This window comes from Serratia symbiotica (Periphyllus acericola) (assembly GCF_964019515.1).
GTDB classification, from domain to species: Bacteria; Pseudomonadota; Gammaproteobacteria; order Enterobacterales; family Enterobacteriaceae; genus Serratia; species Serratia symbiotica_D.
The window spans coordinates 1,767,246-1,779,376 of sequence record NZ_OZ026452.1; the positions used below are offsets into that span (position 1 = coordinate 1,767,246).

The 12,131-nt window shown below is 48.2% G+C and carries 11 protein-coding genes and 8 pseudogenes; 8 read left to right on the top strand and 11 right to left on the bottom strand.

Translation table 11 applies throughout. The features are described from left to right. Window positions 1-8: 8 nt before the first annotated feature. Window positions 9-926 (bottom strand): UTP--glucose-1-phosphate uridylyltransferase GalU, encoded by a 918-nt coding sequence (gene galU / locus AACL06_RS09660; RefSeq protein WP_339037046.1) that lies wholly within the window; start codon window positions 924-926, stop codon window positions 9-11. Between the two features lie 108 nt (window positions 927-1,034). Between galU and AACL06_RS09665 the strand changes: the two genes are divergently transcribed. Together AACL06_RS09665 and AACL06_RS09670 are read left to right on the top strand one after the other, a co-directional pair. Further along, the gene (locus tag AACL06_RS09665; protein ID WP_339037048.1) at window positions 1,035-1,196 is read left to right on the top strand and encodes a hypothetical protein; all 162 of its coding nucleotides are present in this window, start codon (window positions 1,035-1,037) and stop codon (window positions 1,194-1,196) included. Further along, a pseudogene (locus tag AACL06_RS09670) lies at window positions 1,129-2,089 on the top strand (IS5 family transposase). Before AACL06_RS09665 ends, AACL06_RS09670 begins: the two are co-directional and overlap by 68 nt. Window positions 2,090-2,223: 134 nt before the next feature. On the opposite strand, the gene rpmA reads toward AACL06_RS09670, so the two are convergent. Together rpmA and rplU are read right to left on the bottom strand one after the other, a co-directional pair. After that, window positions 2,224-2,478 carry a 50S ribosomal protein L27 gene (gene rpmA, locus AACL06_RS09675; protein ID WP_339037050.1) on the bottom strand — a complete coding sequence of 85 codons (255 nt, stop codon included), beginning with the start codon at window positions 2,476-2,478 and terminating at the stop codon, window positions 2,224-2,226. Window positions 2,479-2,495: 17 nt separating this feature from the next. Further along, window positions 2,496-2,807 (bottom strand): 50S ribosomal protein L21, encoded by a 312-nt coding sequence (gene rplU, locus AACL06_RS09680; RefSeq protein ID WP_339037052.1) that lies wholly within the window; start codon window positions 2,805-2,807, stop codon window positions 2,496-2,498. A 270-nt stretch (window positions 2,808-3,077) separates the two neighbouring features. On the opposite strand from rplU, the gene ispB reads away from it, so the two are divergent. Then, window positions 3,078-4,049: an octaprenyl diphosphate synthase gene (gene ispB / locus AACL06_RS09685; RefSeq protein ID WP_339037054.1), complete on the top strand. Its 972-nt coding sequence runs from the start codon at window positions 3,078-3,080 to the stop codon at window positions 4,047-4,049. 57 nt (window positions 4,050-4,106) lie between these two features. On the opposite strand, the gene AACL06_RS09690 is transcribed toward ispB, so the two are convergent. The 4 genes and pseudogenes from AACL06_RS09690 to AACL06_RS09705 all read right to left on the bottom strand — a co-directional run bounded on the left by AACL06_RS09690 (window position 4,107) and on the right by AACL06_RS09705 (window position 6,241). Continuing rightward, the gene (locus AACL06_RS09690) at window positions 4,107-4,457 is read right to left on the bottom strand and encodes a DNA-binding protein (RefSeq protein ID WP_339037055.1); all 351 of its coding nucleotides are present in this window, start codon (window positions 4,455-4,457) and stop codon (window positions 4,107-4,109) included. Between the two features lie 256 nt (window positions 4,458-4,713). Next, window positions 4,714-5,616: pseudogene (locus tag AACL06_RS09695) on the bottom strand (IS5 family transposase). Continuing rightward, on the bottom strand, window positions 5,549-5,710 hold the full coding sequence (locus AACL06_RS09700; RefSeq protein ID WP_339037056.1) for a hypothetical protein: 162 nt from the start codon (window positions 5,708-5,710) through the stop codon (window positions 5,549-5,551). The pseudogene AACL06_RS09695 and the gene AACL06_RS09700 overlap by 68 nt, the downstream one beginning before the upstream one ends. 180 nt (window positions 5,711-5,890) lie before the next feature. Then, window positions 5,891-6,241: pseudogene (locus tag AACL06_RS09705) on the bottom strand (DNA-binding protein). 177 nt (window positions 6,242-6,418) lie between these two features. Between AACL06_RS09705 and AACL06_RS09710 the strand changes: the two are divergent. Beyond that, window positions 6,419-6,679, top strand: a pseudogene (locus AACL06_RS09710) (helix-turn-helix domain-containing protein). A 67-nt stretch (window positions 6,680-6,746) separates the two neighbouring features. Here the strand turns inward: AACL06_RS09710 and mdh are convergent. The 3 genes and pseudogenes from mdh to AACL06_RS09725 form a co-directional block, all read right to left on the bottom strand. Next, entirely contained in the window at window positions 6,747-7,685 is a 939-nt protein-coding gene (mdh, locus tag AACL06_RS09715) for a malate dehydrogenase (RefSeq protein WP_339037057.1), read from the bottom strand. Window positions 7,686-7,807: 122 nt separating this feature from the next. Beyond that, window positions 7,808-8,735, bottom strand: a pseudogene (locus tag AACL06_RS09720) (IS5 family transposase). Continuing rightward, on the bottom strand, window positions 8,668-8,829 hold the full coding sequence (locus AACL06_RS09725) for a hypothetical protein (protein ID WP_339037058.1): 162 nt from the start codon (window positions 8,827-8,829) through the stop codon (window positions 8,668-8,670). Before AACL06_RS09725 ends, AACL06_RS09720 begins: the two are co-directional and overlap by 68 nt. A gap of 409 nt (window positions 8,830-9,238) precedes the next feature. On the opposite strand from AACL06_RS09725, the gene argR reads away from it, so the two are divergent. After that, complete coding sequence (gene argR, locus AACL06_RS09730) at window positions 9,239-9,679, top strand: transcriptional regulator ArgR (RefSeq protein ID WP_339038389.1); 441 nt, start codon at window positions 9,239-9,241, stop codon at window positions 9,677-9,679. A 282-nt stretch (window positions 9,680-9,961) separates the two neighbouring features. On the opposite strand, the pseudogene AACL06_RS09735 reads toward argR, so the two are convergent. Beyond that, window positions 9,962-10,337: pseudogene (locus tag AACL06_RS09735) on the bottom strand (Mur ligase domain-containing protein); the annotation flags it as partial. A gap of 138 nt (window positions 10,338-10,475) precedes the next feature. On the opposite strand from AACL06_RS09735, the pseudogene AACL06_RS09740 reads away from it, so the two are divergent. From AACL06_RS09740 to AACL06_RS09750, 3 genes and pseudogenes are all read left to right on the top strand, one after another. Then, a pseudogene (locus AACL06_RS09740) lies at window positions 10,476-11,114 on the top strand (hypothetical protein). Further along, window positions 11,108-11,269, top strand: a complete 162-nt coding sequence (locus tag AACL06_RS09745) for a hypothetical protein (protein ID WP_339037059.1) — start codon at window positions 11,108-11,110, stop codon at window positions 11,267-11,269. Before AACL06_RS09740 ends, AACL06_RS09745 begins: the two are co-directional and overlap by 7 nt. Beyond that, window positions 11,235-12,104 (top strand): annotated as a pseudogene (locus AACL06_RS09750) (IS5 family transposase). Before AACL06_RS09745 ends, AACL06_RS09750 begins: the two are co-directional and overlap by 35 nt. Window positions 12,105-12,131: the final 27 nt, after the last annotated feature.

Below are 12,131 nucleotides of genomic sequence, written 5' to 3' on the forward strand. Positions count from 1 at the left end.
TCAATAAATTATTTCTTTGCAGCGGTTATCAACCGTTGTAACCACTGAGAAAAATCTTTGCCTAGGTTAGCGTGGCGCATACCATATTGGACGAAAGCCTGCATATAACCCAGCTTGTTACCGCAATCATGGCTAATACCTTTAAGATGGTAAGCTTCTACTGTCTCCTGCTGCATCAGCATCTCAATGCTATCGGTGAGTTGGATTTCATCGCCTGAGCCTGGAGGTGTTTTCGCTAGTAGCAGCCAAATATTGGCGGATAACACATAGCGGCCAACAATGGCCAGGTTGGAAGGCGCTGTGCCCAGCGTCGGTTTTTCGATCACACTGACCATCGGAGCACTCTCCCCTGGCTGCAACTCATAGCCTTGGCAATTTGCTATGCCGTAATTCCCGACATAGTTATGTGGTACCGGTTCAACCATAATCTGGCTGATGCCAGTCGCATCGAAACGTCGCAGCATTTCGTGTAAATTGTCTTTTCCCAGATCGGCGCTATATTCGTCAAGGATCACGTCCGGCAATACCACAGCGACCGGTTCATCCCCTACCATCGGATAAGCACACATAACAGCGTGCCCCAATCCCTTAGTCACCCCCTGGCGTACCTGCATAACGGTAACGCCTTTGGGGCAAATCGACTGAACTTCATCCAGCAACTGGCGCTTAACGCGTTTTTCCAGTATTGCTTCCAGCTCAAAGCTGGTGTCAAAATGGTTCTCAATTGAGTTTTTGGAAGAATGGGTGACCAACACAATCTCGATAATCCCCGCCGCAATGCATTCATTGACCACGTACTGGATCAAGGGTTTGTCCACCAATGGCAACATTTCTTTCGGGATAGCTTTAGTTGCTGGCAACATCCGTGTTCCCAAGCCTGCAACCGGGATCACCGCTTTTCTGACTTTAGGATTTATAGCAGGCATTGCTTCCCCTCTTAATAATATGCTCATTTTATGAGCCTTATATGCCATACAAAAACATTTAAGAGTATACCAGCTTATTGTTACCGAGCATTAGTCCGAACACAGGCGTTGTTGAATAAATCAAACTTTTGGCCGGCACGCGGATCAGATCACTCTCCTTCTGTCAAAATAGCGACATTCCGTTGCCCAGCAAAAGTTCAACATCACCAACTGGAAGGCTTACAACAACGCCCTTATCGCTCGGGGTTCACTCACTTTCTCGGTGGATGAAACAGCTCTTTACGCCTGGTACTGCGAGGCAAAACCTTCTCTGCGTGGTCGCCGACAACATTATTCCGATATGGCAATGACCAGCGTAATGGCAATCACCAGCGTATTGATGCTGAAACGGATTTTCGGCCTGACACTTCTCGCCCTCCAGGGCTTCGTCGACTCCATTGTCACACTGATCAAAGTGCCGTTGAACTGCCCGGACGACACCTGCATCAGTAAGCGGGCGAAGTCCGGCCATGTCCCGTTTAAAACCCCAACGCCGGGTGAAATTGCGCACCTCGTTATCGACTCTAGCGGGCTCAACGCTCAACGTGTTGGGTTAAGGGGAGTGGAAGGTAAAAAAACACGGTCAGGAAAAACGGCGGATCTGGCGAAAACTGCATTTGGCCGTAGATACAGAAACACATGAGGTCATCTGTGCTGACCTCTCCTTGAGCAATGTCACCGATACCGAAGCCTTCCCAGGTCTTATCCGCCAGAGGTACCGTAACATCAAAGTCGCCTCGGCGGATCGGGCTTAGGATACGCGAGTGTGTGATGATGAGTTAAGGGGCAAGAAGCTCAAGGCGTTAATACCGCCCAGCAGCGGAGCCCGTTATTGGTCGGCAGACTATGCAGACCGAAATCAAACGGTGGCGAACCAGCGCGTTACCGGAGACAACACACAGTGGAAAAGTATCACAGGCTACCACCGACGTTGGATAGCGGCAACAGCGAGGTACAGAGTAAAACAGCTATTTGGTGGTCACCTGTCGCTGCGAGATTATGATGGGCAAGTTGCAGAGGCGCTGGCCATGATCTGTGCATTAAACAAGATGCCGCTCTCCGGTATGTCAGAAAGGAAAGATGCCCATTCAGGGGACTCTTTATTCCAAATCCGATTTATTTAACAAAGCCCCGAACACGGCCAGCCCCGTTGCCAAGGTTGGCGCGTCTTGCCTGTGGATTAAAGTATGAAAGGCATAAATGCAGAGGGCCCCGATATAGATTGCGGGGCTTACATCAATGAAGGCTCAAAAAATTACTAAGCTTCGATGCTGATGAATTTACGATTGTTCGGGCCTTTAACTTCGAATTTGACTTTACCGTCTTTCAAAGCAAACAGTGTGTGGTCTTTACCGCAACCCACGTTATTACCGGCGTGGAATTTGGTGCCACGCTGACGAACGATGATGCTGCCAGCTAGTACTGCTTCGCAGCCAAAACGTTTCACGCCCAGACGTTTAGCTTGTGAGTCGCGACCGTTACGCGTCGATCCGCCAGCTTTTTTATGTGCCATTAATCCGCTCTCCTAACTTAAGCGCTGACGCTGGTGATTTTAACATCAGTAAACCACTGACGGTGGCCCTGCTGCTTACGGTAGTGCTTCCGACGACGAAACTTAACAATCTTGATTTTCTCGCCGCGACCATGTGCAACAACTTCAGCGTTGATCTTGCCGCCATCGACGAAGGGAACGCCGATTTTGACATTTTCGCCATTAGCGATCATCAGAATCTGGTCAAACTCAACTGCTTCACCAGTTGCAATGTCCAGCTTTTCCAAGCGAACGGTCTGACCTTCGCTTACTCGGTGTTGTTTACCACCACTTTGGAAAACCGCGTACATATAAAACTCCGCTTTCCGCGTGCTCTTCTAATTTAGTATAGAGCGCGCCATAAATATTTATAATAGGGCGAGAATTATACGTAAAAACTGGCACATGACAAGAGCACAATAACGCCAGAAGCAGAAAAAAGAAGAAAAAAACCACAGTTTCTTTGAGAGCGTTTATCTGCACCGTTTTTCAAGTACAATCAAGCAACAGTTATCGTTATGTACCGATGTAGGAAGCACTCTCAATACACGGTGAAGAGAAACACAACTGAAAAAAAAACCATGAATCTAGAGCAAATTACCGTGTTAACCTCACAAGATATGAGGGCTGTGAACGCAGCAATTCTGGAACAATTGCACTCCGATGTCACACTCATTAATCAGCTTGGCTATTACATTATCAGTGGTGGCGGTAAGCGCATCCGGCCTATGATCGCTGTGCTGGCAGCGCGGGCATTGAACTATGAAGGCAACAAGCATGTTATCGTTGCAGCGCTGATCGAATTTATTCATACCGCTACACTGCTGCATGACGACGTGGTGGATGAATCCGATATGCGCCGAGGAAAAGCCACTGCCAACGCCGCATTCGGCAATGCCGCCAGCGTGCTGGTCGGCGACTTTATCTATACCCGTGCCTTCCAAATGATGACCAGTCTGAAATCGCTGCGCGTGCTAGCGCTGATGTCCGAGGCGGTAAACGTGATTGCCGAAGGCGAAGTGCTTCAGTTAATGAACGTGCACGATCCTGACATCACTGAAGAAAGCTATATGCAGGTGATCTACAGAAAAACCGCTCGATTGTTTGAATCAGCGGCACAGTCATCGGCGATCTTATCCGGTGCCAACCAGGCGGAAGAAAAAGCATTGCAGGATTATGGCTGCTACCTCGGTACCGCATTCCAATTGATCGACGATCTGCTCGATTATAGCGCCAATGGCAGCACCTTGGGTAAAAATACCGGTGACGATTTGAATGAAGGGAAACCAACTCTACCGCTGCTGCATGCCATGCATCATGGCGACGAAGCGCAAAGATCGATGATCCGTGAGGCCATTGAACAAGGCAACAGGCGACATCTGCTGGAACCGGTGCTACAGGCCATGCAGCAATACGCTTCACTGGAATACGCCCATAATCGCGCTGAGGAAGAAGCCAACAAGGCGATCGCCGCACTGCAAGCACTGCCGAAATCGCCGTATCGCGATGCGCTGGAGGGCCTGGCTCGCTTGGCGGTACAACGCGAATTTTAGGAAGTTTGTCGTTTCTAAAAATACCTTTACAGGCACAGGCTCGCAGCATGAGCCTGACTACTTATCCTCGGTGATGCACGCCAGCAGGCCACAAATCCCTTTTCGTATTAGAAACGCAAGAATTTTTTCGCGCTCACTTTCCGTTAGGTAATAGTAGTACTCAATCCACACTGTCAGCGGGTCCTGCCTTTCCACTTCATAAACCGCCACATCCTCATTTAATAACAACAGGTTGCGTACATTGTGCGGCAAGCTGTTGATATGATACTCCAAGGCTTTTCCTTGCACGCCTTTTCGCCTGCGACTGATCCATCTCTCTCGCCGAGCCATCAGATTTATTCCCTGTGTAGAAGAAGGTAATCCTGCGATGTTGGTAAGATCCTTGGCAGCGAACCAATCATTTTTCATAGCCATTATCTCTGAGTCATTGTGAGTAACATTATTTTTCAGAAATTTTTTATATTTTTAGGAGAGTTAGTGGTGTCTTTATTGCCATACATATAAGCATTCCATGTTACTCAAACAACTAACTTATAAATATTAATTATACCATAAATATGGGTTTTGCTAATCAAAAAAAGAGTGTGAACATGAATTTTAGGAATCTGGGGGCGTTGTTGAATAAATCGGATTTGGAATAAAGAGTCCCGTGAATGGGCAGCTTTCAGGCAAGGCGTACACTTTCTGGCATACCGGAGAGCGGCATCTTGTTTAATGCACAGATCATGGCCAGCGCCTCTGCAACTTGCCCATCATAATCTCGCAGCGACAGGTGACCACCAAATAGCTGTTTTACTCTGTACCTCGCTGTTGCCGCTATCCAACGTCGGTGGTAGCCTGTGATACTTTTCCACTGTGTGTTGTCTCCGGTAACGCGCTGGTTCGCCACCGTTTGATTTCGGTCTGCATAGTCTGCCGACCAATAACGGGCTCCGCTGCTGGGCGGTATTAACGCCTTGAGCTTCTTGCCCCTTAACTCATCATCACACACTCGCGTATCCTAAGCCCGATCCGCCGAGGCGACTTTGATGTTACGGTACCTCTGGCGGATAAGACCTGGGAAGGCTTCGGTATCGGTGACATTGCTCAAGGAGAGGTCAGCACAGATGACCTCATGTGTTTCTGTATCTACGGCCAAATGCAGTTTTCGCCAGATCCGCCATTTTTCGTGACCGTGTTTTTTTACCTTCCACTCCCTTTAACCCAACACGTTGAGCCCGCTAGAGTCGATAACGAAGTGCGCAATTTCACCCGGCGTTGCGGTTTTAAACGGGACATGTCCGGACTTTGCCCGCTTACTGATGCAGGTGTCGTCCGGGCAGTTCAACGGCACTTTGATCAGTGTGACAATGGAGTCGACGAAGCCCTGGAGGGCGCGAAGTGTCAGGCCTAAAATCCGTTTCAGCATCAATACGCTGGTGATTGCCATATCGGAATAATGTTATCGGCGACCACGCAGAGAAGGTTTTGCCTCGCAGTACCAGGCATGAAGTGCCGTTTCATCCCCCCAGCAAGTGAGTGAACCCCGAGTGATAAGGGCGTTGTTGTAAGCCTTCAAGTTGGTGATGTTGAACTTTTGCTGGGCCACGGAATGTCGCTATTTTGACAGAAGGAGAGTGATCTGATCCTCGTGCCGGCCAAAAGTTCGATTTATTCAACAACGCTGAATCGGGGTTGAGTACCCAGTGTATAAGCAAGAGGGGAACAACGCTAGAGAAGATATCACTCCATGCCAATGGATTGGCGGGTTTCAGTTTACTTTGCAGTGCAATGCGCATTTTAAGAAAATAGCGTTTTCGAAAAAACTTTATAGGTATAAGACACGCACCAGGAGAGTCTGATTACTTTCCGTCGGAGATCCGCGCCAACAGGCAACCAATCCCTTCACGTATGAGAAACGCGAACATCTTATCGCGCTCACTTTCCGTTAGGTAGTAGTAGTACTCAACCCACACCGATAGTGTATCCTGCCTTTCCACTTCATAAATCGCCATATTATCATTAAATAACAATATGTTGTGAGCACCATATGGCAAGCTACTGATATGATATTCCAAAGCTTTCCCCTGCATGCCTTTTCGCCTTCTGCTGATCCATCCCTCGCGCCGAACCATCTGATTTATTCACTGTGTGGAGGAAGGTAATCCTAAGATGTTAGTAAGATCTTTGGCAGTAAACCACTCGTTTTTCATAGCAATTATCTCTGAGTAATTGTGAGTAGCGTTATCTTTTGTAAAAATTAGGATATTTTTAGAAATTTAATGATATATTTGTTTACGTATAAGCTTTTCATACTGTTAAAACAATTAACCTTGACCAGTTATTTATACCACTAAGTGAACTTTTGCTAATTAAAAAGGATTGTAAAAATGAATTCAAGGCATCAGGATTTGCACCCTGCAAATATCATCGCGGCACTACGCAAGAAGGGAACAACACTGGCAGCAGTATCTCGCTGTGCCGGTTTGAGTTCATCAACGTTGGCCAATGCGCTGTCGCGCCCCTGGCCGAAAGGTTAGTGGCTGATCGCTTAGGCGCTCGGTGTACATCCTTCAGAGATCTGGCCTAGCCGCTATTTTGATCCGTACAGTGATCGCCTATTGGATCGAAAAGCACGTATTAAGTCGTAAGCGTAGGCCAAAAAAAACCGCCGGACTCCTGTCCGGCGATTTGCTGCATGCAAAAGTTCTGCCACGATCAGTTATCAATAAATCTCTCGCCTAATTCGATATCTTTATGCAGCACGTCCAGCATCTCAGTGAGTGCTTGCTGTTCGAATGCGCTCAGGGTGCCGATGTCTTGACGTTCTTCAACACCATTTTTGCCCAGTAACAGCGGCTGTGCGAAGAAGCGTGCGTACTTGCCGTCACCTTCAACATAAGCGCATACCACCATGCCTTTTTCACCCTGTAGCGCCCGCACCAAAGACAGGCCGAAACAGGCCGCCGCTAGGCACATGGACAGGGTAGCTGACCCACCACCGGCTTTGGCTTCAACCACTTCAGTACCGGCATTCTGAATACGCTTGGTTAGATCTGCTATTTCCTGCTCCGTGAAGCTCAAGCCAGGGATCTGTGACAGCAGCGGCAAGATAGTGACACCAGAGTGGCCACCGATAACCGGCACATTCAGCTCTTGCGGCTGCTTGCCTTTCAGCTCAGCCACGAAGGTGTTGGAACGGATGACATCCAGCGAGGTCACTCCGAACAGTTTATTCCTATCATATACGCCGGCCTTTTTCAGCACTTCTGCCGCGATGGCTACCGTGGTATTGACCGGGTTGGTGATAATGCCGATGCAGGCTTTCGGGCAGGTTTTCGCCACTTGTTCGATCAAATTGCGCACGATACCGGCGTTAACATTGAACAAATCGGCACGATCCATGCCTGGTTTGCGCGCAACGCCGGCAGAGATAAGCACCACATCCGCGCCATGCAAAGCAGGAGTCGCGTCTTCACCACAGAATCCTTTGATTTTAACTGTGGTGGGTATGTGACTTAAGTCAACGGCAACACCAGGGGTAATAGGGGCAATGTCATAGAGAGAGAGTTCAGAACCTGAAGGAAGCTGGGTTATAAGTAGAAGGGAGAGGGCCTGGCCGATACCGCCAGCAGCACCGAGAACTGCAACTTTCATCCTATACTCCTTTTATTAATCATCTTGAATATAAAGTGCTGTGAATACGTTAGGTACTAACTTTAAATGGCGTTGTTGAATAAATCGGATTTGGAATAAAAAGTCCCCTGAATGGGTATCTTTCAGGCAACGCGTACACTTTCTGGCATACTGGCGAGCGTCATCTTGTTTAATGCACAGATCATGGCTAGCGCCTCTGCAACTTGCCCATCATAATCTCGCAGCGATAGGGGAACACCAAATAGCTGTTTTACTCTGTACCTCGCTGTTGCCGCTATCGAACGTCGGTGGTAGCCTGTGATACTTTATCACCGTGTATTGTCTCTGGTAACGCGCTGGTTCGCCACCGCTTGATTTCGTTCTGCATAGTCTGCCGACCAATAACGGGCTCCGCTGCTGGGCGGTATTAACGCCTTGAGCTTCTTGCCCCTTAACTCATCATCACACACTCGCGTATCCTAAGCCCGATCCGCCTAGGCGACTTTGATTTTACGGTACCTCTGACGGATGAGACCTGGGAAGGCTTATATATCGGTGACATTGCTCAAGGAAAGGTCAGCACAGATGACCTCATGTGTTGCTGTATCTACGGCCAAATGCAGTTTTCACCAGATCCGCCGTTTTTCCTGACCGTGTTTTTTTACCTTCCACTCCCCTTAACCCAACACGTTGAGCGTTGAGCCCGCTAGAGTCGATAACGAGGTGCGCAATTTCACCCAGCGTTGGGGTTTTAAACGGGACATGGCCGGACTTCTCCCGCTTACTGATGCAGGTGTCGTCCGGGCAGTTCAACGGCACTTTAATCAGTGTGACAATGGAGTCGACGAAGCCCTGGAGGGCGCGAAGTGTCAGGCCGAAAATCCGTTTCAGCATCAATACGCTGGTGATTGCCATTACGCTGGTCATTGCTATATCGGAATAATGTTATCGGCGACCACGCAGAGAAGGTTTTGCCTCGCAGTACCAGGCATGAAGTGCCGTTTCATCCACCCAGCAAGTGAGTGAGCCCCGAGTGATAAGGGCGTTGTTGTAAGCCTTCCAGTTGGTGATGTTGAACTTTTGCTTTGCCACGGAATGTCGCTATTTTGACAGAAGGAGAGTGATCGGATCCTCGTGCCGGCCAAAAGTTCGATTTATTCAACAACGCCACTTTAAATTATTACACATTTTAAAAATAATTCTTTAACGTTCTGTTCCAGAATCGTGACAATAAAATGAGCTACAGCGAGTTCATTCTAAATTAAATCGCTGGCGACTGAAGGACATGGCGCACACTAATCAAAAATAGTGCGAAGTTATTCATAGGCAAGTTAGCCCATGGTAATATTACACTTTATATGTAATATTTTATTTACTACCTCTGCCGTTTTTAGTCGCTGAAAGGGCATATTTATCAGGGGCAGGTTTTGCTAAAATCTCTTTCTTTCTTTGCCACCCGGTTTATAAATGTTTCCCTCGGGCTGTTTTTTATTGAATAATTATGTATAATTATCACTTATGTCGTCAACATTCCATGGTACAAAATGCGTAATCCCGCAAAGCAGTGAGATCTCATCAAAGCGTTTAAAACGCTATTGAAAGAAGAAAAATTCAGTTCTCAAGGCGAGATCGTTTTCGCGCTACAGGACGAAGGCTTCGAAAATATTAACCAATCCAAAGTGTCACGTATGCTGACCAAATTCGGCGCTGTGCGTACCCGTAATGCTAAAATGGAAATGGTGTATTGCCTTCCAGCCGAACTCGGTATGCCAACCGCCACCAGCCCGTTGAAGAACCTAGTACTGGACATCGATCACAACGATGCCATTGTGGTGATCCACACCAGCCCAGGTGCGGCACAGCTCATTGCCCGCTTGCTGGACTCGCTAGGAAAATCGGAAGGCATTCTCGGCACCATTGCTGGCGATGACACCATTTTCGTGACACCCGCCAACAGCTTTACCACTCATCAACTCTACGTCGCCATTCTGACGTTATTCGAACAGGAACTGTGAAACACAACACCAACAAGATAAGTGTGATGCGCACATTTTTTTAGCATTTATTAAAAAGGTAGTAAAAATAAAAGGTTAACATAATAAGCATCGCTAGAAGAAAGATGCATTTCTATGACTTAAATTACAGTCCGTTGAGACTTATTCACGTTATACAGGCGGGCTAATACGCGTCCAGAAGAATCTAATTACTCTGGCCCCCTATGGCTTTTAACTCTTATTTTTCGCCATGGCTGCTAGCAAGCGATCATGAATTCCGCCGAACCCCCCGTTGCTCATCACCAATATCCAGGTGATCAGACCGGCGGTAGTAGTTTTGCCATGGGTGCCAGCAACCGCCAATACCCAGCAATCGCGTAACACGTAGTCATGCAGCTATTGTGGGCCGGAAACGTAAGGGATGCCCAGCTCCAACACCGCCTCTACGCACGGATTGCCACGTATCATAGCATTACCGATGATCACCAGATCCAGTGCTGTTTCCAACTGAGCCGAATCATAGCGCTGAATAAGATCAATCTCCTGGTTTTCCAACAATGTACTCATTGGGGGATAAACGTTGGCGTCAGAGCCAGTGATTTCGTGCCCCTAATGAGCGAGCTAGCAACGCCAGCCCCCTCATAAAAGTGCCACAGATCCCAAGAATATGTATGCGCATGTAGGTTTCTCATTTGAGTTCTTAGAATGGTAGGTTAACGCTCCACTATCCATCTGTAGATTCAGAGATTGTGTCATAAAAACGTTAGACGAATTTATCGTCGAGAAACAGCATGACTTCTCTCACGCTACTGGCGAAGTGACTGCGCTACTCTCAGCCATTAAATTGGGTGCCAAAATCATCCACTGCGATATCAACAAAGCTGACCTAGTTGATATTCTAGGCACCAACGGTGTATCCAGCGTACAGGGTGAAGTCCAGATGAAACTGGATCTGTATGCTAACGAGAAACTGAAAGCGGCGTTAGTTAAAAGCACGCGGCGAAGTTGCAGGTATCGCTTCCGAAGAAGAAGATCAAATAGTGATATTCGACGGAGAACGGGCTAAAATGCCAAGTATGTATTGCTGATAAGCCCGTTAGACGGTTCGTCCAACATTGATGTCAACGTCTCAGTCGGTACTATTTTTTCGATCTATCGTCGTATCACCTCTGCCGGCAGCCAAGTAACCGAAGACGACTTTTTGCAGCCGGGCAGCGCTCAGGTAGCCGTAGGCTATGTGGTTTACGGTTCATCCACCATGCTGGTGTACACCACCGGCTATGGCGTGCATGCCTTTACCTATGATCCTTCTCTGGGTGTATTTTACCTCTCTCACGAGAAAGTCCATTTTCCTGAAACCGGCAACATGTATTCCATCAACGAAGGAAACTATATAAAGTTCCCTCTAGGCGTAAAAAAATACATTAAATATTGCCAAGAGCAGGGGCGTTGTTGAATAAATCGAACATTTGGCCGGCACGCGGATCAGATCACTATCCTTCTGTCAAAATAGCGACATTCCGTGGCCCAGCAAAAGTTCAACATCACCAACTGAAAGGCTTACAACAACGCCCTTATCGCTCGGGGTTCACTCACTTTCTCGGTGGATGAAACGGCACTTCACGCCTGGTACTGCGAGGCAAAACCTTCTCTGCGTGGTCGCCCACCACATTATTCCGATATGGCAATCACCAGCGTATTGATGCTGAAACGGATTTTCGGCCTGACACTTCGCGCCCTACAGGGCTTATTCGATTCCATTGTCACACTGATCAAAGTGCCGTTGAACTGCCCGGACGACACCTGCATCAGTAAGCGGGCGAAGTCCGGCCATGTCCCGTTTCAAACCCCAACGCCGGGTGAAATTGCGCACCTCGTTATCGACTCTAGCGGGCTCAACGTGTTGGGTGAAGGCGAGTGGATGGTAAAAAAACACGGTCAGGAAAAACGGCGGATCTGGCGAAAACTGCATTTGGCCGTAGATACAGAAACACATGAGGTCATCTGTGCTGACCTTTCCTTGAGCAATGTCACCGATACCGAAGCCTTCCCAGGTCTCATCCGCCAGAGGTACCGTAAAATCAAAGTCGCCTCGGCGGATCGGGCTTAGGATACACGAGTGTGTGATGATGAGTTAAGGGGCAAGAAGCTCAAGGCGTTAATACCGCCTAAAAGCGGAGCCCGTTATTGGTCGGCAGACTATGCAGAGCAAAATCAAGCGGTGGCGAACCAGCGCGTTACCAGAGACAACACACGGTGGAAAAGTATCACAGGCTACCACCGACGTTCGATAGCGGCAACAGCGAGGTACAGAGTAAAACAGCTATTTGGTGGTCACCTGTCGCTGCGAGATTATGATGGGCAAGTTGCAGAGGTGCTGGCCATGATCTGTGCATTAAACAAGATGCCGCTCGCCGGTATGCCAGAAAGTGTACGCCTTGCCTGAAAGATGCCCATTCACGGGACTCTTTTT